This window comes from Thermomonas sp., from assembly GCF_019104945.1.
Lineage (GTDB): Bacteria > Pseudomonadota > Gammaproteobacteria > Xanthomonadales > Xanthomonadaceae > Thermomonas.
This window is the reverse complement of sequence record NZ_JAHRWW010000001.1, coordinates 48,961-73,313: the sequence shown is the minus strand read 5'-3', so window position 1 is coordinate 73,313 and position 24,353 is coordinate 48,961. Positions and strand designations below refer to the sequence as shown.

Annotated in this window: 27 protein-coding genes, 2 tRNA genes and 1 pseudogene; 14 read left to right on the top strand and 16 right to left on the bottom strand. The window is 58.2% G+C overall.

From position 1 onward, the window contains the following. Positions 1 to 52 precede the first annotated feature (52 nt). From KUL77_RS00390 to KUL77_RS00370, 5 genes are all read right to left on the bottom strand, one after another. Positions 53 to 523 (bottom strand): hypothetical protein, encoded by a 471-nt coding sequence (locus KUL77_RS00390; RefSeq protein WP_297142068.1) that lies wholly within the window; start codon positions 521 to 523, stop codon positions 53 to 55. Positions 524 to 528: 5 nt separating this feature from the next. Beyond that, a complete protein-coding gene (locus KUL77_RS00385) occupies positions 529 to 717 on the bottom strand; it encodes a hypothetical protein (RefSeq protein WP_297142065.1) in 189 nt (62 codons plus the stop codon). 123 nt (positions 718 to 840) lie between these two features. Next, positions 841 to 2,928, bottom strand: a complete 2,088-nt coding sequence (locus KUL77_RS00380) for a M13-type metalloendopeptidase (protein WP_297142062.1) — start codon at positions 2,926 to 2,928, stop codon at positions 841 to 843. A 94-nt stretch (positions 2,929 to 3,022) separates the two neighbouring features. Beyond that, complete coding sequence (locus KUL77_RS00375; RefSeq protein WP_297142059.1) at positions 3,023 to 4,408, bottom strand: pitrilysin family protein; 1,386 nt, start codon at positions 4,406 to 4,408, stop codon at positions 3,023 to 3,025. After that, positions 4,405 to 5,781, bottom strand: coding sequence for a pitrilysin family protein (locus KUL77_RS00370; RefSeq protein WP_297142057.1), 1,377 nt, complete (start codon positions 5,779 to 5,781; stop codon positions 4,405 to 4,407). Before KUL77_RS00370 ends, KUL77_RS00375 begins: the two co-directional genes overlap by 4 nt. Before the next feature lie 130 nt (positions 5,782 to 5,911). Here KUL77_RS00370 and KUL77_RS00365 point away from each other — a divergent pair. The 10 genes from KUL77_RS00365 (at position 5,912) to KUL77_RS00320 (ending at position 13,728) form a co-directional block, all read left to right on the top strand. Beyond that, positions 5,912 to 5,986, top strand: a tRNA-Val gene (locus KUL77_RS00365). 180 nt (positions 5,987 to 6,166) lie between these two features. Continuing rightward, a complete protein-coding gene (gene thrS, locus KUL77_RS00360; RefSeq protein WP_297142054.1) occupies positions 6,167 to 8,068 on the top strand; it encodes a threonine--tRNA ligase in 1,902 nt (633 codons plus the stop codon). 89 nt (positions 8,069 to 8,157) lie between these two features. Further along, positions 8,158 to 8,682, top strand: a complete 525-nt coding sequence (gene infC, locus KUL77_RS00355) for a translation initiation factor IF-3 (RefSeq protein ID WP_297142210.1) — start codon at positions 8,158 to 8,160, stop codon at positions 8,680 to 8,682. A gap of 194 nt (positions 8,683 to 8,876) precedes the next feature. Next, positions 8,877 to 9,074 (top strand): 50S ribosomal protein L35, encoded by a 198-nt coding sequence (gene rpmI, locus KUL77_RS00350; protein ID WP_027083463.1) that lies wholly within the window; start codon positions 8,877 to 8,879, stop codon positions 9,072 to 9,074. A gap of 11 nt (positions 9,075 to 9,085) precedes the next feature. Next, positions 9,086 to 9,445 carry a 50S ribosomal protein L20 gene (rplT, locus tag KUL77_RS00345; RefSeq protein WP_297142051.1) on the top strand — a complete coding sequence of 120 codons (360 nt, stop codon included), beginning with the start codon at positions 9,086 to 9,088 and terminating at the stop codon, positions 9,443 to 9,445. Positions 9,446 to 9,549: 104 nt separating this feature from the next. Continuing rightward, on the top strand, positions 9,550 to 10,560 hold the full coding sequence (gene pheS, locus KUL77_RS00340) for a phenylalanine--tRNA ligase subunit alpha (protein ID WP_297142049.1): 1,011 nt from the start codon (positions 9,550 to 9,552) through the stop codon (positions 10,558 to 10,560). Positions 10,561 to 10,569: 9 nt separating this feature from the next. Then, positions 10,570 to 12,939, top strand: a complete 2,370-nt coding sequence (pheT, locus tag KUL77_RS00335) for a phenylalanine--tRNA ligase subunit beta (protein ID WP_297142046.1) — start codon at positions 10,570 to 10,572, stop codon at positions 12,937 to 12,939. A 12-nt stretch (positions 12,940 to 12,951) separates the two neighbouring features. Further along, positions 12,952 to 13,254, top strand: coding sequence for an integration host factor subunit alpha (locus KUL77_RS00330; protein ID WP_297142043.1), 303 nt, complete (start codon positions 12,952 to 12,954; stop codon positions 13,252 to 13,254). Then, positions 13,247 to 13,603: a MerR family transcriptional regulator gene (locus tag KUL77_RS00325; RefSeq protein ID WP_297142040.1), complete on the top strand. Its 357-nt coding sequence runs from the start codon at positions 13,247 to 13,249 to the stop codon at positions 13,601 to 13,603. Before KUL77_RS00330 ends, KUL77_RS00325 begins: the two co-directional genes overlap by 8 nt. Positions 13,604 to 13,651: 48 nt before the next feature. Next, positions 13,652 to 13,728 (top strand) — tRNA-Pro (locus KUL77_RS00320). A 43-nt stretch (positions 13,729 to 13,771) separates the two neighbouring features. Here the strand turns inward: KUL77_RS00320 and KUL77_RS00315 are convergent. The 7 genes from KUL77_RS00315 to KUL77_RS00285 all read right to left on the bottom strand — a co-directional run bounded on the left by KUL77_RS00315 (position 13,772) and on the right by KUL77_RS00285 (position 18,745). Beyond that, complete coding sequence (locus KUL77_RS00315; RefSeq protein ID WP_297142037.1) at positions 13,772 to 14,602, bottom strand: M15 family metallopeptidase; 831 nt, start codon at positions 14,600 to 14,602, stop codon at positions 13,772 to 13,774. 18 nt (positions 14,603 to 14,620) lie between these two features. Beyond that, a complete protein-coding gene (locus KUL77_RS00310) occupies positions 14,621 to 15,112 on the bottom strand; it encodes a PH domain-containing protein (RefSeq protein WP_297142034.1) in 492 nt (163 codons plus the stop codon). Positions 15,113 to 15,169: 57 nt separating this feature from the next. Then, a complete protein-coding gene (locus KUL77_RS00305) occupies positions 15,170 to 16,489 on the bottom strand; it encodes an alpha/beta fold hydrolase (RefSeq protein ID WP_297142032.1) in 1,320 nt (439 codons plus the stop codon). Position 16,490: 1 nt separating this feature from the next. Further along, positions 16,491 to 16,673, bottom strand: coding sequence for a DUF4177 domain-containing protein (locus tag KUL77_RS00300; RefSeq protein WP_297142028.1), 183 nt, complete (start codon positions 16,671 to 16,673; stop codon positions 16,491 to 16,493). Beyond that, entirely contained in the window at positions 16,670 to 16,849 is a 180-nt protein-coding gene (locus KUL77_RS00295) for an Arc family DNA binding domain-containing protein (RefSeq protein WP_297142025.1), read from the bottom strand. Before KUL77_RS00295 ends, KUL77_RS00300 begins: the two co-directional genes overlap by 4 nt. Positions 16,850 to 16,852: 3 nt before the next feature. Next, positions 16,853 to 17,737, bottom strand: coding sequence for an SPFH domain-containing protein (locus KUL77_RS00290; RefSeq protein WP_297142023.1), 885 nt, complete (start codon positions 17,735 to 17,737; stop codon positions 16,853 to 16,855). A 99-nt stretch (positions 17,738 to 17,836) separates the two neighbouring features. After that, a complete protein-coding gene (locus KUL77_RS00285; protein ID WP_297142020.1) occupies positions 17,837 to 18,745 on the bottom strand; it encodes a hypothetical protein in 909 nt (302 codons plus the stop codon). A gap of 62 nt (positions 18,746 to 18,807) precedes the next feature. On the opposite strand from KUL77_RS00285, the gene KUL77_RS00280 reads away from it, so the two are divergent. Then, positions 18,808 to 19,806, top strand: coding sequence for an urea transporter (locus tag KUL77_RS00280; RefSeq protein WP_297142017.1), 999 nt, complete (start codon positions 18,808 to 18,810; stop codon positions 19,804 to 19,806). Positions 19,807 to 19,866: 60 nt separating this feature from the next. Next, entirely contained in the window at positions 19,867 to 20,223 is a 357-nt protein-coding gene (locus KUL77_RS00275; RefSeq protein WP_297142013.1) for a hypothetical protein, read from the top strand. Here KUL77_RS00275 and KUL77_RS00270 read toward each other — a convergent pair. Then, entirely contained in the window at positions 20,220 to 20,933 is a 714-nt protein-coding gene (locus KUL77_RS00270) for an arginyltransferase (RefSeq protein WP_297142010.1), read from the bottom strand. The two genes, KUL77_RS00275 and KUL77_RS00270, sit on opposite strands and share 4 nt — an antisense overlap. A 237-nt stretch (positions 20,934 to 21,170) precedes the next feature. On the opposite strand from KUL77_RS00270, the pseudogene KUL77_RS00265 reads away from it, so the two are divergent. Then, a pseudogene (locus KUL77_RS00265) lies at positions 21,171 to 21,515 on the top strand (EF-hand domain-containing protein); the annotation flags it as partial. 23 nt (positions 21,516 to 21,538) lie between these two features. Here KUL77_RS00265 and KUL77_RS00260 read toward each other — a convergent pair. From KUL77_RS00260 to KUL77_RS00250, 3 genes are read right to left on the bottom strand one after another with little or no spacing between them, the layout of a single operon-like run. After that, positions 21,539 to 22,348 (bottom strand): hypothetical protein, encoded by an 810-nt coding sequence (locus KUL77_RS00260; protein WP_297142007.1) that lies wholly within the window; start codon positions 22,346 to 22,348, stop codon positions 21,539 to 21,541. After that, the gene (tesB, locus tag KUL77_RS00255) at positions 22,345 to 23,220 is read right to left on the bottom strand and encodes an acyl-CoA thioesterase II (protein WP_297142002.1); all 876 of its coding nucleotides are present in this window, start codon (positions 23,218 to 23,220) and stop codon (positions 22,345 to 22,347) included. Before tesB ends, KUL77_RS00260 begins: the two co-directional genes overlap by 4 nt. Before the next feature lie 27 nt (positions 23,221 to 23,247). Beyond that, positions 23,248 to 23,760 carry an N-acetylmuramoyl-L-alanine amidase gene (locus KUL77_RS00250; protein WP_297141999.1) on the bottom strand — a complete coding sequence of 171 codons (513 nt, stop codon included), beginning with the start codon at positions 23,758 to 23,760 and terminating at the stop codon, positions 23,248 to 23,250. 62 nt (positions 23,761 to 23,822) lie between these two features. On the opposite strand from KUL77_RS00250, the gene KUL77_RS00245 reads away from it, so the two are divergent. Then, on the top strand, positions 23,823 to 24,350 hold the full coding sequence (locus tag KUL77_RS00245; RefSeq protein WP_297142208.1) for an alpha/beta family hydrolase: 528 nt from the start codon (positions 23,823 to 23,825) through the stop codon (positions 24,348 to 24,350). Positions 24,351 to 24,353: the final 3 nt, after the last annotated feature.

Here is a 24,353-nt window from a genome sequence, read left to right as displayed (position 1 = left end):
GGCCTGCTGAAACCCTGAGCATACTACAGCGTATGGTTAGGCGCGAGTGGGCTTAGCGTAGGGCGCCCGGAATGCCCGGAACTGGCGATAACGCGCTCTCGCGTTTGATCTCCCAACTGCGCTGTTTTTTGTCTTGCGGGGTGGCTGATAGCGTGCCGCTGAGCGTGTACGTCAACCCGCGCCCATCGGCTAGGGCCGAAGCGATACGCGCACGGCCGGCGGGTAGGGGCTCAATGGTGGCGCTGTGCACGTCGGCTGACTCAGGCCCCACTTCCATCGCAGGCTTCATATCCAACCGCGCAGCGGGGCCGTTATCAAAGGTAAGCTCAAGCGCTGTGGTGTCGAACTGCATGGGAATGCTGCTGTAGTTTTGCAGGCGCAACTCAACGTCCCAGCGGCCGTCGGCACGCACGGTGAGCTGTTGAATGCTGGCCGTGGGTTCGGAAACGCGGCGCACCGGCCCGCTGCTGCAGGCGGTTAGTGCAAGTGCAAGCACGGCAGAGCTAATCGTCCAACGAATCATGCGGCTTAGTATCCTTGGCTGATCTCGCTCACGGGGAGTTCGCGAATATATAGGTCCTTGGCGGTGATATACGCTTCGGCGAAGCGGTAGGCCTCGCGCCCCATTTCGATGCGGGCTTCTGGGCTGAGTGGCTGCGAACCGTTGGCGTGCACCAGTTGCGCAAACAGATTGAGGGCGATGTCGTGGATGTCCATGGCGTGCCTTTTCGCAGGTAGAGGCGCGAACATACACCCGTAGCCGGAATCAGGGAACCTCTGCGCTGAAAAAACGAAAGCCCGGTTGCCCGGGCCTTCGTCAAACACTTGCTGGGCAAGGGGTTACCAGATCACTACTTGGGCATCGTCAGTGCGCACCATTGCGTCGCCTGCCTTGCAGCCAAACGCCTGCGCGAAGGCGGGCATATTGCTGGGTGCACCGATGGCGCGGAAGTTGGCCGGTGCATGCGGGTCGGTGTTCAGGCGCACTTTGAGTTCATCTGGGGTGAAGTTACGGCGCCACACCGTGGCCCAGTTGAAGAAAAAACGCTGGTTTTCGGTATAGCCATCGATCTTGTCGTCGCCACTTTTGCCAGCGTCTTTCAATGCTTTTTGGTAAGCGTCGTAAGAGACGTTCAGGCCGCCAAGGTCGGCGATGTTTTCGCCCAGTGTCAGCTCGCCTTTTACATGTAAGCCATCAATGGCCACGTAGTCGTCGAATTGCTTCACAAGACGCGCCGTGCGCGATTTGAAGCCTTCCATGTCGGCAGGCGTCCACCAGTTGTTGAAATTGCCCTTAGCGTCGAATTGGCTGCCTTGGTCGTCGTAACCGTGCAGCATTTCGTGGCCAATAACCGCGCCGATGCCGCCGTAGTTCAGGGCTAGGTCGGCCTTGGGGTCAAAGAACGGCGGCTGCAAGATGGCGGCGGGGAAGACGATTTCATTCATCAGCGGGTTGTAATAGGCGTTAACCGTTTGTGGGGTCATCTGCCATTCGCTGCGATCCACCGGCTTGCCAATTTTGGCCATATCAAAGGCATGGTTGAACTTGGCAGCTGCCATGATGTTGCTCAGGTAGCTATCGCGGCTGGTGACAAGGCCGTCCCAGTTGCGCCACTTATCGGGGTAGCCGATCTTGGGCGTGAAGCTCGCCCATTTTTCCATCGCCTTCTTCTTGGTTTCAGCGCTCATCCATTCCAAGTTTTCGATGCGCGTCTTAAGCGCTTGGCTTAGGTTCTTCACCAAGGTTTCCATTTGTGCCTTGGATTCGGCGGGGAAGTTTTCCTTCACGTACATCTGCCCCAAGGCTTCGCCAGCGCTGCCTTCCACCGTGTTTAGCACGCGCTTCCAGCGCGGCTTCTGTTCTTTTTGGCCACGCAGGGTGCGGGCATAAAAATCGAAGCGCTCGTCGTTGAGTTTATCGCTCAAGAACGGGGCGGCTTCGTCGATCGCGCGAATGCGCAAATATGCCTGCCACTGCGCCACCGGGACGTCGGTCAACATAGCGTTGAATTCGGCAAAGAATTTCGGCTGCGACAGCGAGAAGCCCTCGGCACTCACACCATTGGCCTTGAAGAATTCCGACCAGCTGAAGTTGGGCGATGCTTTATCGGCGTCGGCCATGCTGACGAAGTGATACTGGTTGTTAGGGTCACGCAGTTCGATGGGTGACAGCGAGGCTTGGGCGAGGCGCGTTTCGAATGCGAGCACGTCTTTGGCCTGCTGGCTGGCGGCGTCGGCGGCTACGCCAGCGTTCTCCAGCTGCCTGATGATATGCGCAACAAACGCTTCACGAATGGATTTGTATTTGCCGCTCGGACCGTCTTCAAGGTAATACGATTTTTCCGGTAGCGAGAGCCCGCCTTGGAAGGCATAACCGATTTTTTGGCTGGAATTTTTGAAGTCGGCTTCGGCGGCAAAGCTGAATACGTCACCGCGACCCGCAGCAAATTCGTCGCGCAAATACTGGGCAATATCCGCAGGTGTCTTGAGCGCGCTGACGGCGTCGAGTTGTGGTTGGATCGGTGCGATGCCCGCGGCATTGACCTTGGCTTCGTCCATGCCCGAGGCATAAATATCGCCCACCAATTTTTCAATGCCGGTGGCCGCTTTGTTGTTGGCTGCAGCCTCTGCCAGCAGGTGGCTGGCGGCTTGGGCGCGCTCGTCGAGCATTTCAAAGCTGCCCCAGCTGGTCTTGTCGGCAGGCACAGGGTTGGCGGCGAGCCATTTGCTGTTCACAAAGTCGGCGAGGTTGTTGCACACCTTCTTGCTGGTGTCGAGGTCGTTCACATTGAACGCAGCAAGCGGCGGGAGTTCGGATTTCACGGCAGTGGCCTCTGGTTGCGCAGCGGCAGGAGTTTCTGATTTTTGGCAGCCGCTCAGTGCTGCGGAGATGGCAAGCGATAACAGCAGGTATTTCGAAGTCTTCACGGGTGAGAACTCTTCAGGTGCAGTGGGTAAGAATCGACTGTAGCGCGATACGGGTAGGTGAATAGGTGCTACAGGTCATGTGGGTGGGGAAAAATTAAGGAGAAAAGCGCGGATCGGAAAGCTTGATTTCGGTGACCGGGCCGTACTTTTGCATGATTGGGCGGATAGCACTGGCGTCACCAATGGCCACAATCACGAGGTCTTTGCTCTGCGGGTATATGGCGCGCGCTGCAGCCACTTGCGCGGGCGTGGCGGCTTCGACACTGCTTAAGTAACCATCGATGCTGCTGCGTGGTTCGTCAAACATGGTGAGCCATGCGATAGAGCTGGCAACCTGTGCGCTGGTTTCAAGACTGGGCGGAAACTGCCCGGCGATATAGTTTTTGGCCGATTGCAGCGTGGCCGCATCAAGGCCAGTTTGGTGGAGCTTATCGAGTGTGGCGATGGCAAGGTCAATGGCCGCTTGCGTGGTTTCGGTTTTGGTGAAGCTGGTTAGGTTGACATCACCCGGAAGACGCATGCGGTTGATGCGCGATGTGGCGCCATAGGTGAGGCCAGACTTTACCCGTAACTCGGTATTGAGCATGGACGTAAAGCGCCCGCCGAATGCGGTTTGCACGAGGTTTTGCGCGGCGCGAGCGGGGTCGCTACGGGTGGTGCCAACGTTGAGCAGGCTGAAATAGGTTTGCGTAGCACCGGGCTTATCCACCAGCAGCACACGGCGCCCCTTTTCCGGCTGCTTGGCTTCCACCGTGGGTAAGGTGCCTGTGGCCGCGGCCCAGTGACCAAAGAGTTGTTGCACCTGGTGCGTAATGGCGGCACTGTCAAAGTCGCCTGCAATTGAAATAATTAGGCGGTTGCCGCCCATATGTAGGCGGCGGAACTCTTGCAGGTCTTGCAGCGTAATGTTTGCAAGGCTGGTCTCATTTTCGGCTCGGCCATAAGGATGGTTCTGAAACAGCCATGCGTCGGCGTAAGTGCCGACCAATCTGCGCGGGTCAGAGTCCTTGGCGGTGGCGATGCTGTCGATCGCATTTTTGCGCAACTTGTCGAACTCGGCCGCGTCCATGCGTGGGTGCTGTAGTGCATCGGAGAGCAGCGACAGCATGAGCGTGCTGTCTTTGGATAGAAACTGCGCGTTTGCAACAACCGCTTCGCTTGTGCTGCTAAGTGACAGGCTGCCGCCCGCATTATCGACGGCTTCTGCAAACGCGGCTGCATTGCGGTCTCCAGCGCCTTTTTCCAGCATGCCTGCGGTGAGTTCGGCAACCCCTTCTTTACCCGCAGGGTCGGCAAGGCTGCCGCCGCGCACGAGTACGGTGGTGGCGATAAGCGGCACGTCTTTGCGCGGCGTCAGTAGCAGTGTGGCGCCGTTATCAAGGGTGATGGTTTGAAAGTCGGGAAGTTTGACTTCAGCAGCACCAGCGCGACCCAATGCAAACATGCAGCAAAACGCGATAAGTAGGCCGAGGCGGTTCATGGGGTGGTCTCCTTGGAGGCGGTTTGCACGGAGGGCAAAATGCTTCCTGTTGTGCGGTTTTGCTTGCGCAAAATCTTTTTGGCCAGTGTTTGTATGTCTGTAGCGGTTACAGCATTAAACGCGGCTGGCACGTCAAACGCTTTCCGAAAATCACCTTCAAACACTTCGGCGCTGCCCAGCGCTTGTGCTTTGCCGTTGATCGTGGACATGCCGCGCCAAAATTCGGAAAGCTTCAGATTGCGCGCTTTTTCTAGTTCGACCGCGCTAACACCATCTGTTGCAATTTTGCTTAACTCATCATCAAGCAGGGCTTCTACCTGCGCGAGGTCACCCCCCGGGGGCAGCATGGCGTACACCCAAAGCAGGCCAGGGTCAAAACCGGCTTCGGCAAATGCGCCTGCAGATACCGCAGCTTGTTCTTGTTCTACTAAGCGTTGATGCAGGCGCGAAGATTGGCCCTCAGCAAGGATCGTACTGAGTAGTTCAAGTGTAGGGTGGTTTTTGCTGCCAGCACCTAGGCCAGTATGAAAGGCGTAGGCCAAAATTGGCGACTGCGCATCGGCGCGCTCCACCACAAGCCGCCTCTCGCCTAATTGCTCTGGCTCAACAGTGGTCACCGGTGTGGGCGCGGGCTGTTTGGCCAGCGGGGCAAGGTGGCGGTTAGCCAGTGCAAACACTTCATCGGGGTTTACATCGCCCACGATCACTAAAACGGCGTTATTAGGCGCGTAATAGGTTTTGAAAAATTGCTTCAGGTCGGCCGATGTCCAGTGCTCGATATCGCTGGGCCAGCCGATGGTAGGGATGTGGTACGGGTGGGCGATATAAGCCGCTGCCTGCATCTGCTCCATCAGTGTGCCGAAGTTGTCGTTATCCACGCTGGAGCGGCGCTCGCTGTACACCACCTCGCGCTCGCTTTCGATCACTTTGGGGTCAAAGGCAAGGTTGGCCATGCGGTCGCCTTCGAGATCAAAAATAGTGCCTAGTGCGCTAGCCGGAAACCAGTCTGTATAAATGGTGAGGTCGCTGCTGGTGCTGGCGTTATTGCTGCCGCCGCTGGCCTCCATGGTGCGGTCGAACTCGCCCGGTGCGCGCTTGCTGGTGCCGTTGAACATCATATGTTCGAAGAAGTGCGCAAGCCCGGTGATGCCGGGGCGTTCATTGCGGCTGCCTACTTTGTAGAAGGTATAGTAGTTGGCGCTGGGAATGGCGTGGTTAGGCCAAACGATAATTTTCAGCCCATTAGCAAGCGTGTGGCTAACAATGGCCTCACTGCCGGGGACGTGGGTGACCGGCGCGGTGGGCGTTGCAGCAAAACTGGCCAACGACAACGCGCCCAGCGCAGCGGCGCAGGCAAACGAAAGAAGGCGCATAACGGTTTCCCTTGTGACAAGTGTGCATAGAGTGCCGAAGTAGCTCAAAAATCGCTACATGCCAAAAGTGGCTACTTGTAACGCCGCCAAAACTCGCGCTACAATTCGCGCCCCTGCAGAAGGGGATAGCGGGCGGTTAGCTCAGCGGTAGAGCACTACCTTGACATGGTAGGGGTCACAGGTTCGAACCCTGTACCGCCCACCACGTAGTAGACTACGTGGTAACGAACTCGGAGAAAGGTGGCCCACGGAAACGTCGGTCGAGCGTGCGACATGAACACTACAAGCGCCCACAGCTAATTCTGCCGACGCATTCGCACCCTTTGTTTTGTGGTAACGATAGGCGCTTCGGCGTCTTTTTTCGTTTATGCCCTGAGGTATTTTTATGATTTCGATTACGCTCCCCGATGGCGCGGTTCGTCAGTTTGAACACCCGGTAACGGTGGCCGATATTGCGGCCTCCATTGGTGCAGGCCTAGCCAAGGCGACGCTCGCCGGTAAAGTGGATGACAAACTGGTGGACGCCAGTTACTTGATCGATCACGACGCTTCGCTGGCCATCATTACCGATAAATCGCCGGAAGCGCTGGACGTGCTTCGTCACTCCACCGCGCACCTGTTGGCGCAAGCCGTGCAGCGCCTATTTCCCGGTGCGCAGGTCACCATCGGCCCGGTGATCGATAACGGTTTTTATTACGACTTCGCTTATGAGCGCCCGTTCACCCCGGAAGATCTGCCCGCTATTGAGGCGGAGATGCAGAAGATCGTGAAAGAAGCGCTGCCGCTGAGCCGTAGCGTGAAATCGCGCGATGACGCGGTGGCCTTCTTCAAGGGCATTGGTGAAGCCTATAAGGCGGAAATCATCGAGTCGATTCCTTCCAATGAAGAATTGTCGCTCTACACGCAGGGCGAATTCACCGACCTCTGCCGTGGCCCGCACGTACCGGGTACCGACAAGCTGCGCGCGTTCAAATTGATGAAGGTGGCCGGTGCCTATTGGCGCGGCGATTCCAATAACCAAATGCTGAGCCGCATCTACGGCACCGCTTGGCTCAACGATAAAGACCTCAAGGCCTATCTGCATCAGATTGAGGAAGCCGAGAAACGCGACCACCGCAAAATTGCCAAGGCGCAGGACTTGTTCCACCTGCAGGAAGAAGGTCCAGGCCTGATCTTTTGGCACCCCAAGGGCTGGTCGGTGTGGCAAGTCGTGGAGCAATACATGCGTCGCGTGTACCGTGAAACCGGCTACGGCGAAGTGCGCTGCCCGCAGATTCTCGACGTGACGCTGTGGCAGAAGTCCGGGCATTGGGACAACTACAAAGACAATATGTTCTTCACCGAGTCCGAAAAAAGGACCTATGCAGTGAAGCCGATGAATTGCCCCGGCCACGTGCAGGTGTTCAACCAAGGCCTGCACAGCTACCGCGACTTGCCCATTCGCTATGGCGAGTTCGGTGCCTGCCATCGCAACGAACCCTCCGGCGCGCTGCATGGCATCTTGCGTGTGCGTGGCTTCACCCAAGACGATGGTCATATCTTCTGCACCGAGGGCCAGATTGAATCGGAAGTACGCGCGTTCCACGAGCAGGCGCTGAAGGTGTACGAGGATTTCGGTTTCACCGATATCCAAATCAAAATCGCGCTGCGCCCCGAGCCGCGTTTGGGTGATGATGCCACTTGGGATAAGGCAGAAGCTGCGCTGCGTAACGCATTGCGCGCCTCTGGTGTGGAGTGGGAAGAGCTTCCGGGCGAGGGCGCGTTCTACGGTCCAAAGATTGAATATCACCTCAAGGATGCGATTGGCCGCACTTGGCAGCTGGGCACGATGCAGGTCGATTTCATGATGCCGGGCCGCTTGGGCGCGGAGTATGTGGATGAAAATAGCCAGCGCAAACACCCGGTCATGCTGCATCGTGCGATCGTCGGTTCGATGGAGCGTTTTATCGGTATTTTGATCGAGCACCACGCCGGGCAGTTCCCGGTTTGGCTGTCACCGCTGCAGGCGGTAGTGATGAATATCACCGATGCGCAGGCTGATTTTGTTCAGGAAGTGCATAAAAACCTTGCAAATCAAGGCTTCCGAGTAAGCACCGATTTGCGGAACGAAAAGATCGGCTATAAAATCCGCGAGCATACGTTGCAGCGGGTGCCGTATCTGCTCGTGGTTGGGGACCGCGAAAAAGAAAACGGCACGCTGTCTGTACGTACGCGGAGTGGGGAAGATCTCGGCAGTATGTCCGTTGATGCCTTTATTTCACGTTTGCGTGAAGAAGGGGCTGCCTGAGGTTTTGTCTGCTCCGCTTAAGCCCGGCCATCGCCTTCCCGGTGGTGGCCGCATTGGCCCATTCGGGCCCACCTTTGGAGATTGCCACAATCAGTACCACCGACAACAAGCAGAACCGCCGGAATCATGAAATTCGTGTGCCGCGTGTTCGCGTTATTGGCAGCGATGGCGAAATGATCGGCGTGCTTTCGCGCGACGAAGCCCTGCGCATGGCAGAAGAGGAAGATCTCGACCTCGTTGAGATTCAGCCCAATGCCGAGCCGCCGGTCTGCAAGATCATGGACTTTGGCAAGTTCAAGTTTGAGCTGCAGAAAAAAGCCAACGAAGCCAAGAAAAAGCAGAAGCAGGTTGAAATTAAGGAAGTCAAATTCCGCCCGGTGACGGACGAAGGTGACTACCAGATCAAGCTGCGCAAGATGCGTGAGTTCTTGGCCGAGGGCGACAAGATTAAGGTCAATATCCGCTTCCGTGGCCGTGAAATGAGTCACCAAGAGTTGGGCCGTGAAATGGCCACTCGGATTGAAACCGATCTTGGTGAAGACATCCTCATCGAATCGCGTCCGCGCCTAGAAGGCCGGCAGATGGTGATGATGATCGCGCCGAAGAAGAAGTAATACCCAAAGATTTGCCAGACGTTTCGGGCTCGTGCATAATGGCGGGCCCGGTTCGCCGGTTTGTTGTACAGGACCTGCCCGTTTCCGTTCCGGATTCAGGGCTTACCCACCGATACAGGCAGGATGGAAAGCGTGACCGCGCCGCAAGGCAACGTTGCCGCCTGGATTAGTTTGAGATTTCGCAAGGATTCCCAATGCCCAAGATTAAGACCAATCGGGCGGCGGCCAAGCGCTTCCGGAAGACCGCTTCCGGCAAGTACAAGTGCGGCCACGCCAACAAGAGCCACATCCTCACCAAGAAGGCGACCAAGCGTAAGCGTAACCTGCGGCAGACGAACCACGTTCGTGCCGAAGACGCGGGCCGTTTGGACCGCATGCTGCCGTATTTGTGAGGAGATAAGACATGGCACGAGTTAAACGTGGTGTTACGGCGCGTCGCCGCCACAAGAAAATCATCAGCCAGGCGAAGGGCTACTACAATGCCCGCCGCAAGGTATTCCGCGTCGCTAAGCAGGCCGTTACCAAGGCCCTGCAGTACGCCTATATCGGTCGTAAGCAGAAGAAGCGTCATTACCGCACCCTGTGGATTGCGCGTATCAACGCTGCTGCACGCGCCAATGGCCTGAGCTACAGCCGCTTCATCAACGGCCTGCTGAAGGCTGGCATCACCTTGGATCGCAAGGTGCTGGCCGACATCGCCGTGCATGACGCTGCGGGCTTTACCGCGCTCACCGAAAAGGCAAAGAGCGCTTTGGCAGCGTAAGCTGCTAGTCCACACGCAAGCAATATCCGGCGGCATATGGCCGCCACGACGTGGGGAAGGGCGCAAGTCCTTCCCCATGTTTGTTTTTGGCTCCGGGAAATCCCATGACCACTATCGAATCGTTGTCTCAAAACGCGCAGGCCGAGATCGCGGCGGCATCTACCCCTGATGCGCTGGAAGCATTGCGCGTTTCTTTGCTAGGCAAAAGCGGCAGCATTACCGCGCAGCTCAAAACGCTGGGCGCGCTGCCGCCGGAGGCGCGGAAAGCGGCCGGTGAGGCGATCAACCAAGTGCGCGATACCATTGGCGCCGCGCTTACGGCGCGCAAAACCGTGCTGGAATCGGCGGCACTGGAAGCGCGCTTGGCGCAAGAAGCTGTGGATGTCACCCTGCCGGGGCGCGATGCCGCGCGCGGTGGTGTGCACCCGGTTAGCCGCACCTTGGAGCGCATCACCGAAATTTTTGGTCGCCTTGGCTACGAGCTGGCCGATGGCCCCGAGATCGAGGACGACTGGCACAATTTCGAAGCATTGAATTTCCCGCCGCATCATCCTGCGCGGGCGATGCACGACACCTTCTACTTCCCCGACGGCCGCCTGCTGCGCACGCATACCTCGGGCGTGCAGGTGCGCTATATGCAAGACCTGCTGGCCAAGGGCGGGCAGCCACCGCTGCGCATGATCGCTGCGGGCAAGGTGTATCGCAGCGATTCCGACCAAACCCACACGCCCATGTTCCATCAGGTGGAAGGCTTGCTTGTGGACGAACATGCCAGCTTTGCCGACCTCAAAGGCACGCTGGTGGAGTTTGTGCGCGCGTTTTTCGAACGTGATTTTGAAATGCGTTTCCGCCCCAGCTATTTCCCCTTCACCGAGCCGTCGGCGGAAGTGGATATTGCGTGGCAGCAACCGGATGGCAGCCAGCGCTGGCTTGAGGTATTGGGCTGCGGCATGGTGCATCCGAACGTGCTGAAAAGTGTGGGCATTGATTCGGAAAAATACACCGGCTTTGCGTTCGGCCTTGGCGTTGAGCGTTTCGCCATGTTGCGCTACGGCGTGAATGATCTGCGCTCTTTCTTCGATAACGATGTGCGCTTCTTGCGCCAGTTCGCCTAAGGTGCTGCGATGAAATTTTCAGAAAACTGGTTGCGTCAGCACGTTAAAACAAACGCCACGCGCGATGCGCTGTCGGCCACCCTGACCGCCATTGGTTTAGAGGTGGAAGAACTCACGCCGCTGGGCGAACAGCTCGACCATGTGGTGGTGGCAAAAATTGTGTCTGCGGAAAAACACCCGCAGGCCGATAAGCTGCAAGTTTGTCAGGTGGACGCGGGGCTAGGGACGCCGCTGCAAATCGTCTGCGGCGCGCCGAACGCGCGCGCTGGGCTGATTGCACCGCTGGCCATGGTGGGCGCGCAGTTTGGCGACTTCAAAATTAAAGCCGCGAAGCTGCGTGGTGTGGACTCCAACGGGATGCTGTGCTCGGCTAAAGAGTTGGGTATTGATGCTGATGCGTCTGGCCTGCTGGAGCTGCCGAGCGATGCCCCGGTGGGCACGCCGTTGGCGGATTATTTGGGGCTGCCCGATGCCAGCATTGAGCTGAAGCTCACGCCTAACCGCGCCGATTGTTTCGGCGTGCACGGCATCGCGTTTGACGTCGCCGCTGCAACTGGCTGCGAAGTTGAGCCGTTGGATACGACGGCGGTTGCGCCGACAGTATCTAGCAGCGTACCGGTTGAACTAAACGCCGGTGCCGATGCGCCGCGTTTTGTGGGGCGTGTGATTGAAGGTGTCAATGCGCAGGTGGCCACACCGCTGTGGATGGCGCAGCGTCTGCTGCGCAGCGGCGTGCGCCCGGTGAGCTTCCTCGTTGACGTCACCCAGTATTTGATGCTTGAACTCGGCCAACCGATGCACGCCTACGACCGCGGTCTGTTGCAAGGGCCGGTTGGCGTGCGTCATGCGCGCGCGGGTGAGGCGCTGCTGCTGCTCAATGGCGATGAAGCCAAATTGGATGAACAATTTCTCGTCATCACCGACGCTGATCGCGTGGTGGGGCTGGCGGGCATCATGGGCGGTAACGACACCAAGGTGAGCGATGCCACCCAGTCTGTAATGCTGGAAGCGGCGCATTTTGCGCCCTCGGCCATCATTGGCCGCAGCCGCCGTTTGGGGCTGCATACCGATGCTGGACATCGTTTTGAGCGGGGTGTGGACCCGGAGCTGCCACGCATTGCGGTGGAGCGCGCAACGCAGCTGATTCTGCAGATTGCAGGTGGGCAGCCTGGGCCAGTGGTAGAGGCCGTGTTACCCGAACATTTGCCGCGGCCGCAGCCGGTGGCACTGCGCCGCGCGCGTCTTGCGCGGGTGCTGGGCACGCAGGTAGACGATGCTGAAGTCACGCGCATTCTGACGGCGCTTGGTCTTGCGGTTGAAGTGACGGCAGCGGGTTGGCAAGTAACACCGCCGGCACGTCGTTTTGACCTAGCCATCGAAGAAGACCTGATCGAAGAAGTGGCGCGCATCCACGGTTACGACACCATCCCGGCCACGCTGCCGGGGGGCGCAACGCGTTTGGTTTCCCCCAGCGAAACCCGGAGCAGCGAGCACGATGTGCGTCGCCAGCTAGTGGCGCGGGAGTATTTGGAAGCAATCAATTTCTCCTTCATCGACGCGGGGCTGTTGGTGAAGTGGCAGCTGCAAGAAGGTGGCGTAGCGCTGGCGAATCCACTCAGTGCAGAACTTGGCGTGATGCGTACACAGTTGCTACCGGGGCTGGTTGCAGCGCTGGCGCGCAATGTAGTGCGCCAGCAGCCGCGCGTGCGGCTATTTGAGCTAGGGCGCACATTTGCTGCAACCGCCGATGCGCCGCAGGAGACGCGCAAAATCGCGGCGGTGGCCTGTGGTGAGGCCAGTGCGGAGCAGTGGGGAATGGGCGCACGTAAGCTCGACTTCCACGATATCAAGGGTGACTTAGAGAGCCTTGCCGCGCTGTCTGGTGCGCAGTTGGAATATCGCGCCTCGGCGCGCCCGTTCGCGCACCCCGGCCGCAGCGCGGATGTGTATCGCAACGGTGTATGCATCGGTTGGATCGGGCAGTTGCATCCGCGTCTTCAGCAGCAGCTTGATCTTGATCTCGATGTGTATGCGTTCGAACTGGAATTAGACGCACTGCTGGAGCGCGCGCTAGCGCGTGCGTCGGTGCTGTCGCGCTATCCATCGGTGCGCCGAGACTTGGCCTTTGTGGTGCCAGAAACGGTGCAGTGGGACGCGCTGCGTGCCACCGTTGTGGCGCATGCAGGCAGCTTACTGAAGCAGGTCGATATATTTGATCGTTATGTCGGTAAGGGCGTGGAAACGGGATGCAAAAGTTTGGCCGTCAGCTTGATTTTGCAAGACGAATCGCGCACTCTCACAGATTCCGATGTGGATGACGTTGTAGCGAAGGTCGTGACTGCGCTGGGGGACCAGCATGCCATCACGATTCGGCGCTAACAGGGGGCTGGTGTGGCATTGACCAAAGCTGAAATGGCCGAAAAATTGTACGAAGAGGTTGGCCTCAATAAGCGTGAGGCCAAAGAGTTCGTGGACGCGTTTTTCGATACTCTGCGACAGGCACTTGAACAAGGACGGCAGATCAAATTGTCTGGTTTCGGTAACTTTGATCTGCGCCGCAAGAACCCGCGTCCGGGCCGCAACCCGAAGACCGGTGAAGAGATTCCAATTACCGCACGCACGGTGGTGAGTTTCCGCCCCGGGCAGAAGCTGAAAGAGCGCGTAGAAACCTTCGCGGGAGCCGCCAATGCTTGATCCGGGCAGCAACCGCGAACTTCCGCCGATCCCGGCCAAGCGCTACTTCACCATTGGCGAAGTGAGCGAACTCTGCGACGTGAAGCCGCATGTGCTGCGCTACTGGGAGACCGAGTTTTCCTGCCTAGAGCCATCTAAGCGGCGTGGTAATCGCCGTTACTACCAGCGCCACGACGTGCTGGTGGTGCGCCAGATCCGCAGCCTGCTGTACGAACAGGGCTACACCATCGGCGGCGCGCGGCTGCGCTTGGAAGATGAAAGCACCAAGCAAGAAACCGGGCTAAGCAACCAGATCATCCGCCAAGTGCGCGCTGAATTGGAAGAAGTTTTACAGCTTTTGCGCCGATAAAACCGCGCATCTTCGCGATTGAATCGGCTATAATGCCGGGCCACACTTCGGGGTATAGCGCAGCCTGGTAGCGCACTTGTCTGGGGGACAAGTGGTCGTCGGTTCAAATCCGGCTACCCCGACCAATTCACCGATAATTCGGTATCCACCTCGCTACGGCGAGGTTTTTTATTGCCCGCGTTCCGCGTCAACAAACCGCCAGTGCCAAGGCTCGTAAATAATTCCATGCGGGTTATTGCGCGGGTAGCTCATGCGAAAGCCGAAGCCTTCTGCGTGCTTGCACAGCCAAGCAAACGCAGGGGTAGATTCAAACGATTCTTCTGCAGGCGGCGCGTCTAACGTGCCAATATCCAGCGCAAACCCGGAATGATGTTCGGAAAAGCCCGGTGCGGCGTTGACGGCGAGAATGTCTTCAACACTAAGCCCGCGCGCGCGCTTGCGTTCAAAAATACCTAGCTGATAGTCGTGGCTGCGGTAGCCGGAAATAGACTCCAGTACGATGCCGTCACCAAGGGCCGTGGCTTGCATATGCAGCCAAGCGCGTGCGGCGTTGATGTGTAGCCAGAGCGGGCGGCGGAAAAGATCGAAGCCAGCAAATGCCAACCAGTTGGGCTCGGCAACAAGGGTAAGACCGCTGTGGGCGGCGTAGGCATCGGCATCAAGCCCTAGTGTGGCCAGACGCTCATGCAGACGATGCAGCGGCAATGTGTTGACGTGTTCCAACCCGCGGCGTGTGTGTTGTTGAAGTGTTTTAAGTACACCCTGTGCAGCCGCTAGACCCGGTTCGCGCTGTAGGTTTGGCAGTAGCGAATGCAGGCCTTCATGAGTGATCGCAGCAAGATAGCGGCCGTCACGCTTGCGCCGGAGTACGGTCTTGGCGCGCGCAAGTAAACGGGCATCGGCATTACTACGCGCATGCAATAAGCCCGCCGGCCAGAGCTCGATGTCGGGGGTGTTGCGTAGAACGTGTTTTAGCGGAATAGGCGGCTGGCGGGACATGGTTTAAGCATAAGTCAATCAGCGGGCGCTGGCGCGCAGCGCGTCCAGCGCCGCCTGCGGGCGTTCAAGGCTCAGCAGGATGTGTTGCTTGCCATCGAGCAGGGGTAGCCATAACACGCGTTCGCGTTGGGTGAGGAGGCAAAAGATTTTCCCTAAGCCATTGCGCGCTTGGAAGTGGCCTGCATCAAAACCAAAGGTGGAATAGCCATTGGATTTCCAGCTAGGGCGTAGCTCGGTGCGTTCTTCAAGGTTCACCACGCGCGCGCGGGAAAAGTCGATATCGTTTGCGCGCACTTCCTTTTTGTAAAACGTTGCGCGGACTGTCAGCGTACCGTCTTGCACACTGACCGCGCGCCAGCGCATCAAAAGCAATAGGGCGATGGTAAGTAGGATGACGAAGGCAATGGGAACAGCGATGCCATAAGAAGAAAATGCGCGGGCCGGGCTTCTCGAGAGCGTGGCTAGAATGAACCCGGTGGGGACGACCGCCGCCAAAATAATCATGGACATGGGGGCCAGGGGCGACGGCGGGCTGACTTCAAAAGACTGCGGTGTTGTTGTCATGGTTCAATGTGCCTTTACCCAAGTGGCAATGTCTTTGATCAGTTGGGCGTCAACGTGGCCCGGTTGCTGATATTCAGCCAATGAGCCTTCGCCTTTACCGGCAATACCAAGGTGGTTGAGCGTGTCGTATAGTTTGAAGCGCACAGTGGCATTGCCATCAAAAGCATCGCGCCAGTTTTGCCAGTCGGCATCGACCACTTGAATGTCGCGCGCGCCCTGTAGCAGCAACATGGGCAGTTTTACGCGCTCGGCTTCGGCGATAGGATCAACCGCGTCCACGCTGCGCCAATAGCCCGCGGGGAGGCCCATTACGGTGTGTGTCGATGGGTCGGTTTTGCTGTCGCGTGTTTTGCGTACTTCGTTCACTAAAACATTGATTGCGGTGCGTTCGGCGTCGTCGATCTTGCCGTCGTTGAGCGCGGCAAGGCGGCGGTTTTGTTCGATCACAATATCCAGCAGTGGGCGCGACGGCGCGGCAAGCAATACCAGCCCAGCCACGTGCCCAGAGACCGCGGCAATACGCGGCGCCATCATGCCGCCTTGGCTATGGCCCAGTACGAAAATATGCTTCGGGTCGATGCCATCCACTTTACGCAGCGTATCGACGGCGAGCACCGCATCATTTGTGGTTTCATCGTCAATGGTGAAGTTGCCGCTGGCAAAATCTTGCGGGCGGGCCTTGGTGCGCTTTTCGTAACGCAGCACGGCGATCCCTTGTTCGGCGAGGCCACGCGCAAGGTCGAGGAAGGGCTTGTTCGCTCCAATGCTTTCGTCGCGATCTTGCGGGCCGGAACCGTGCACCAGTACCACAGCGGGGAAGGGGCCGTTACCTTTCGGCATGGCGAGGGTAGCGGGGAGTGCGCGTTCACCACTGCCGACGCTCAATTCGCGCTCGCTGAACTTGGCATCAGCGGTGATGGCAGGGGCGGGTAATGCCGCGGCCGTTTGGGCGGGCTGAATGACGAAGCCGATTACTTGCCCAGCGGGGTTGATGGCGATCTTGGCGACGAGCTCGGCTTTTTCGTAGTGCAGCGGGATTTGCACCAGCGTATTGTCGGCAAGCGTGCCGATGTGTGCGTCGCCGCGTCCGGTGGATTTGCCCACTTGCGCGGGTAGCGATTCCCAAACAGCCTTGAGCTTATCGGCGGGTACGGCCTGCGCCATGTCGCGGCCGAATAGGGTTTCTGCTTTGCTGTATTGGCCTGAGTCCAATAGATCCAGCACCTGTGTTGCCAGTGTGCTGGGTGCGACCGTTTGGGCGTGAAGGCCTGTACTCAATGCAAGTGCTGCACTGAGCGCTGCGGCGATGAGTGAAGGGTGCATATCAGGCCTCTTTTTTGAAAATCAGTGTAGGAGAGGAAACGGTCGGTGTGGCGTGAACGATATTCACCAGCTCCCAACCGAGGCGGCCTTGTTTGTCGAGTTCTTCTTGCAACGCTTCCAATCTGAAGCCGCCCATCAAGCCAGTTTTCACTTCAATAACGAGGTACTTCCAATTTTTGCTCATTTATTTGCTTCCTTTATTGGCTTAGCTGTTGGCAGGCGCCCGGCCTTGCGCAGTGCGTCGCGCAAGACATATTCGATTTGAGCGTTCAGGCTGCGCAGCTCATCATCGGCCCAGCGCTGCGCGGCCGCGAGGATCTCGGCGTTGATGCGCAGCGGGTAGGCTTTTTTCTCGGCCATGGCTTAGTACAGGCTGCCGGTGTTGACGATGGGCTGGGTGGCGCGTTCTCCGCACAGCACCACCAAGAGGTTGCTGACCATCTGGGCTTTGCGCTCTTCGTCTAGTTCTACCACAGCGTTTTTCTTCAGTTCCGACAGCGCCATTTCCACCATGCCTACCGCGCCGGCAACGATGCGTGTGCGCGCGGCGATAATGGCGTTTGCTTGCTGGCGCTGCAGCATGGCTTGAGCAATTTCAGGGGCGTAAGCAAGGTGACTGATGCGCGCATCAATGACCTGAACGCCCGCGTCGGCCAAGCGTTCGGAAAGTTCATCGCGCAAATGTTGGGAGACTTCAGTGGCATGGCTGCGCAGTGCGACTTGGCCATCTTCGTGCTGGTCGTAGGGGTAGCTGGTGGCCATTGTGCGTAGCGCCGACTCAGACTGGATGTGCACAAAGCTTTCGTAATCGTCGACGTTGTACACCGCTTCGGCGCTGTCTTGCACCTGCCAGACGATGACGGCGGCAATTTCAATGGGGCTGCCTTCCAGTTCGTTGACCTTGAGCTTGCCCGATTCAAAGTTGCGCACGCGCAGCGAGATTTTCTTCTTGGAATAAAACGGGTTATTCCAGCGCAGGCCGGTGTCTTTCACCGTGCCCACATATTTGCCAAATAGGCTGAGCACGGCGGATTGATTGGGTTGCACGGTGTACAGGCCAATGAGGCTGAGGAAGGCGATGAGCACCATCAGTAGGCCGTAGGCGATATTGGCCCCAGAGGCAACGCCAAGCGCGTCTGGGTCTGGGCCTATGCCCTGTTTGGTGAGCCAGATACCGGTAATGCCGAGAAGTAAGACAAACAGCAGAAACGGGATGCCGGGTAGGGAGCGGATGGGGTTCTCTTTCATGGTCGGTCTCACGTGAGTCGGTGATTATTTGATATCAAAATGATATCAAATTAGCAAATGCGAGCCGACAAACGGTTAGACCAGACGTTTTTCGATGGGCTAATGCTGGGGGACGAGGTAGAAGATCGGTGCAGGGCGCGATTCGCCGGTGGCATACAGGCCCGCGCCGCCTGCGCTCCAACCTAAGGCCTCGGCTTGTGGAATCAGCGGCACGTCGTGCGTCTCGGGGGTATGCGCCACGGCATCGGCCCAGGTTTCATGAGCATTGCGGCGGTAAAACAGCACACTGCCGTAGGTGAGCACCGCCAAGGTACTGCGGTCGGGGGAGATATCGGCCGATGTTACCTGCGAGAACAATGCGGCCAGTTTAGGGTTCTTCTCACGCAGTGCTTCGCTGGTCTGCGGTACGCCTTGCAGGCGGCCGATACGGCGCGCTTCGCGTAGCTGCCCGTGCGGGTTGGCCAGCGGCAGTGAAAAAAGCTCAGGCGGAACGCGTTTTTTCGAGATCAGTAGCACTTCCTTTTGCTGCGCGTCCACGGCCACGGCTTCGCAATCGCGTGGGCCGTCGGGCCAGCGTCCGTGGATCGACCATGCAGGCTTTAACGTGCCGTTCTTGAGCGTTTCTGGTTCTTCAAATACATGCAGGTAGAAGTCGCGGCGGCGGCCTGCGTTATCGCCTGTGTCGGCAAGCAATAGGTAGTGCTTGTCATTGAGGGTAAAACTGGCGAGGTCTTCCCAGTCGATATTCTTTGCGCCTTCAATGTCAAATTTAGCAATGAGCCTGCCGCGACGGCTAATGGCATAGAGGCGCGCTTTGTTCTCGCTGTCGTTGTGTACCCAAAGCACGTCATCGTGAATATGCGACGCGGCAAGCCCTGAAATTTCATCCAACTGACTGTGGGTAACCAGCCCCGCTAAGCGCGAAAACGGCAGCGATGGCTGTGAGCAGCCAGCAAGGCAGAGAAGGATGAGCGCAAGCGTGGCGCGGCAAAAAGGAAGCGGCGGCATGCCTACAGGATCGCACGGGAGCGGCAGCTTGTCCCGTGCTGGCCTAGAATGCGGCGATATAGATGATTGAGCACAGCCCGATGTTGACGTTCGAGCGGAGTGGATGGGAAGTAACAGGTAATACCTTTTGGGGCGCGTGTTTAGAATTTTTCGATAGCCTGCTGCGCGGTATCGGGCAGGTGATGTTTCAGAACAATAGCTATACGGGGCTGCTGTTTCTGCTGGGGATTGCGTGCAATTCTTGGCTGTTTGCCGCAGCAGCATTAGTGGGGGCGGCTTCCAGCACGGCGGCGGCAGTGGCGCTGGGCGCGCCGCGTGAGCAGGTACGCTCGGGCATGTTTGGTTTCAATGGCGTGCTGGTGGCCATCGCGCTGCTGTACTTCTTAACACCAAGCCCACTCACATGGAGCTGTGTTGTGGTGGCCGCGGCAGGTTCAAGCGTATTGATGGCCGCGCTCATGGAGTTATTCAAACGCTGGCAGTTGCCGGTGCTGACGGCGCCATTTGTGCTGACGTCGCTTGGGTTTTTCCTTGCAACCGCACGCTTTGGCCGCCTGCAATCAACGCAAATGTTGCCCACTGCAGGTTTGCCAAAATCCACGCTAGTAGAGGGCGTGGTAACGCAGACAACAGTATGGGAAGGCACGCTTAATGGCGTGGCGCAGGTGTTTTTTCAGGGAAGCCTGCTTACCGGTGCGCTGTTTTGTGCTGGCCTGCTGCTGAGCTCACGAAGCAGCGCGGTGCTGGCGCTGTTCGGTGCATTGATTGGCGTTGTTGTCGCTTGGGGAATGGGGGCGGCCGAGCCTGCCATTCGCGCGGGGGCATTTGGTTTTAATAGCGCACTCACTATGCTGGCGGTGGGTGGTGTCTTTTTGCACACATCAAGGCGTTCTGTGTTCTACGCCGCTTTTGCGGCCGCGTTGGCGGCGGTGGTACATGCAGCGCTATCGGCAGCGCTGGCTCCTTTAGGGATGCCTGCAATGACCTCAGCCTTCGTTGTGGTGACGTGGATCTTTGTGCTGGCGGCGCGTGGTTTTTCAGGGCTTCGCCCGTCGGCTTGAGTGTTGTGCTGCCCCGCTAGGCGCGTATGCTGTTTCAATACGTAGATAAAGGGTTTGCACATGGCTGAAGTATCTGGCTACGCTGTATTCTTGTTCCCACAAGCGCTTGAGGCCTTGGGTGATGCCATTCATCCCTATCTTGCTGGCGGTCCAGCGGGGCCGTTTGTGCCGTGCCGAGAAGTAGATACCGGCGGGCCGTTTATTGAGCTAACCCTTGAAGGAAAAGCGCCCGATGGACGTACCGTGGAAGTGGAGTTAATGATCCCCGGAACGATGGTGCGCATGATTGTCTCTGCGCGTAGCGATAGCGAGTTTGGGTTTTATGACCGTAACCGCCCGGAGGCGGCAGCAGTGGCAGCGCAGCCAAGCAGGGAGGCGGCGGCCGCGGCCGCACCAAATCCAAAACCTGAGGGCTAGAAAGGTTCCCAGCTGCGCCCGTTGAATTGCTCTAGCGGATGAAAGTGGCGCTTGTAGTCCATCTTGGAATGCCCTTCGATCCAATAGCCTAAATAGAGATGTGCGCGCTGCTCGCGGTGCGCCCACTCAAGCTGTTTCAAAATGCCGAGTGTGCCGAGGCTGCGCGCGGTTTCGTTGGGATCATAGAAGGTGTACACCGCCGAAAGTGCGTCGGTAACAAGGTCGGTTACCGCAAGCCCTAACAGCAGGTGCGTGCTGCGTTGACGCAGTTCCATAAAGCGGCTGGTGCTCCATGAGCCGATCAAAAACTGTTCGAATTCGTGCATCCCGTGTTGATCCATGCCGCCGCCACGATGCCGCGAGGTGAGATAGCGCTGATACAACGCGAGATATTCATCGTTGCTGCTTGGCATCACGATGTGGCATTCAATATCTGCATTATGGGCAAGGCAGCGCCGCTGGCTGCGGTTAGGTATAAACGCGGCAACAGGAATGCGCACGGGAATGCAGGCGCGGCAGCCGTTGCAGCTAGGGCGATACACGATATCGCCAGAGCGGCGAAAGCCCCACTGTAAAGCCATGGCATAGAGTTCTGGCAAGCGCGGGTCGCGCGGGTCTAATACCAAGTCGCGCGCTTGCCGGTCTGGCCAATAACCGCAGGGGTGCGGGGCGCTGTGGAATAAACGCAGGTTGTCGTTATTGCTTTCCATGGCTGAAGCATAGCGCTCTCGTTCAGCTACGCGCAGGGGGGACGGTCAACCAAATGTGTGGCGGGACGTTTTTATCTGCAAGCCCGGACGGTACCGGGAGGAGATGATCAGATGAAAAAGATGCACCTGATGGGGCTGGCCGTTGCCGTTGCGATGGCTTCTACCTTTGCGATGGCCCAAACCAAGCCACAGACGCAGCCGCAGGTTCAGCCGCAGCAGCAACCGGCGCAGCATCGCATGAAGCAGATAGACACCAATGGCGATGGGCGTATCAGTAAAGAAGAAGCGGCCAAAGCTCCGAAGTTCGCCGAGCGCTTCGATCAGATGGATGTCAATAAAGACGGATTTGTGGACAAGGCCGACCGCGAGGCGCGGATGGCGCAGCGTCGCAACGAGTGTTTCGATAAGGCCGACACGGATAAGAACGGTCAGCTAAGCCGCGATGAGTTCAGCAAAATGCACCAAGTGTGTGGAATGGATCGCAGCAAGATGGAGCACGGCAAGATGCGCGGCTCCATGCAAAAGCATGGCATGCACCACAAAATGGATGCAACACCTGCAGCGCAGCCAGCCAAGAAATAATGGGTGCTGTTTCAGGGCAGGGCTTAGCGCCTGCCCTGAATGCTCCAGCTGTGCCCCTCGCGGCTGACGTGCAGTGTTTCAGCCGAGTTTCCAACGGTAAGTGTGGCCTCGCCACTGCCGCTGCCGTCGGTGATGTAGCGGCTTACGTCGATGCGCGTTGTGGCTGCGTCTTGGCAAGCGGTAATTGGGTGCAATGCGGTGTTGCTATTGGCAATGGCCTGCATCACATTGTTGGAGGGCGCTTTCCCGTCAACGCTGATACAAGCCGTTTTGAGTTGATGTTCTTCTAGCGCTTTGCGTACTAATGCCGCAGCAAGTGCTGTAGGAACGTCGGCTTGGTAGGATGCAAGTTCGGTAATCGTTTCAGGGATCAAAGGCGCAGGAGGTGCCTTCACCGCCACGGCAGGCGGCGGGGCGGGTACTGTTTTTTTCTTCAAAAGCTGGGGGAGCTGTGTGCCGAAAGCGATCAGCCCAATACCCGCCACGATCAGTACCAACAGCCCCAGCTTGATGCGTTTCGCGGTGAAGCCGCCGCGCGTGTCTTTTTCAGAATGTCGGCTCGCAAGAACGTAGCTCTCGCTGGGGTTGCGCGTGCTTTCGAGCAAACCCATGTCGCGCAGCATTTGGCGTCCACGCGGTTGGTCTTCTGAACGCAGAATCCAAACGGCGGGCATGCTCTCGGCTTGCTTGCGCGTGTCATAGCTAAAGTTGCCGCGCCGATGGCCGCGATAGGAGCGACCGTTTTCAATTTTGACTTCGATCCCCGCATCACGTAACAACTGGGCTACGGCTTCGACGTTTTCCAGCCGTTGACTGGAGAAAACCTTTCTCACGGTGCCGCCTTGTCGGGTAGAACGCGGATCATGCCTTCTTGCGCGGTGCTGGCAATTAAACGCCCACTGCGATCAAAAATCTGGCCACGCGCCAAGCCGCGTGAGCCTTGCGCGCTGGGGCTGTCGATGGAGTACAGCAGCCAGTCGTCGGCGCGGAAGCTGCGGTGAAACCATAGTGCGTGATCAAGCGAGGCCATCTGCACGTTCGGCTGGTAGTAGCTGATGCCGTGCGGGAAGGTGGCGGTGCCAAGGAGATGGAAATCACTGGCGTAGGCCAGTAGCGCGCGGTGTAGCTCGGGCGCATCGCCTACGCGCTCGGTTAAGCGAAACCAGACCTGCTGGAACGGCGGGCGCTTGGGTGGGTTGAGCTCATCACGCGGATAGACGTGGCGAAACTCAAACGGGCCGTCGCGGTCGAGCCAGCGCTGCACTTTGATGGGGAGCAGGGCCAGTTTTTCCGGCGGGATCATCGGCGCGGGTTCCAAATCTTCAGGCTTGGGGACTTCTGGCATGCTGAGCTGGTGCTCGGCGCCAGGTTCTTCGTCCTGAAACGATGCAGCGCAGAAGAAAATCACTTTGCCGTGTTGGATAGCCGTGACCCGACGCACCGAGAAACTACCGCCATCGCGTGTGCGATCCACGTCATAAACGATCGGTGCTTCGATATTGCCCGCGCGTAAGAAGTAGGCATGCAGCGAATGCGCATGGCGTGGCTGGGCCAGTGTGGCTTGGGCTGCGGATAGCGCCTGCCCTAAAACTTGCCCGCCAAAAACGTATTTAGTGCCAATATCACGGCTTTGGCCGCGGAATAGGTCATCTTCTAAGCGCTCAAGCGAGAGGAGGTCGATCAGTTCGGAGACGGGGGCATTCATGCCGTAAATTATACGGGGCGCCGCGCCTTAAAGCCGCCGAAGATGAATGGCACCTAGCACTTTCTCCCACGGGAACATCGGGCCTGGGTCCAGTTTGCGTCGAACGTGCAGGTCGGCGTTGTCGCTGGCCTCAACTTCCCCGCGGTCTAGGTCTTCATGCCCGGCGATTTGAGTTAGGCCTTCAAACTGGCTGGAAAGCCACTGCAGCAGCGCAATGAGCGCAGTGATTTGGATTTCTGAATAAGGCTCGTTCATGCTCTGGTGGCGCGAATCCAGCCAGTCCGGATAGCGCCCGGTATTGACCAGCTCGATACCAATACTGCGCGGGTTCCAGCCTTTAGTGTGGTGGGCCACGCGGGCGGGGGCTACGTATTCTTCAATTCGTCCGTCACGGTCGATGTAGTAATGCCCGCTATTGCCGGTGCCGGAGTCATACAGCGCACGCTCACCGTATTCGCGCGCAGTGGCGAGATCTGGAAGTTCGGTGCAGTGGATCACCACGGTGTCGATGGCGTCCACGGAACGGGCGTCCAGCGACATGACGTAGGGGAGGGGATTCGGATGAATTGCGAATGAGTACATCCGGTGAATGCTAGCATTCTCTGATGAAAGGACACTGCATACTCTCGCACGGCTTCGAAAGTGGCCCCCACGCCACGAAAGTGACGGCTTTGGCCGAGGTGGCCGGACGCCTCGGCTTTAGCTACGAATGCCCGGATTACACCGACCTTGATCGCCAGCAAGACAAGGGCGCGCATGGCGATGTGCCTGCACGGGTGGCGCGGCTGCTGGGCTTGGTACAAGCGGCGGCAACGCGTGGGCCAGTGGTGCTTGCAGGGTCCAGCCTTGGTGCGTATATCAGCGGCTATGTGTCGCAGCAGGTGGCGGTGGCAGGGCTATTTTTAATGGCACCGCCAGTGGCGATGCGCGCCGCACCGCCGATGCCGGCCGCCGACGTGCCGATGTCGATTATTCACGGCTGGCAGGATGAATTGATCCCCGCGCAGCAGGTGGTGGATTGGGCCGCGCCGCGCAAGGCGCGCCTGCTTTTGGTGAATGACGGGCACCGCCTGTCTGAGCATGTACAGGCCAGCGCAGAAGCGTTTGCCGCGTTATTGGAGTCTTTGTAAGTC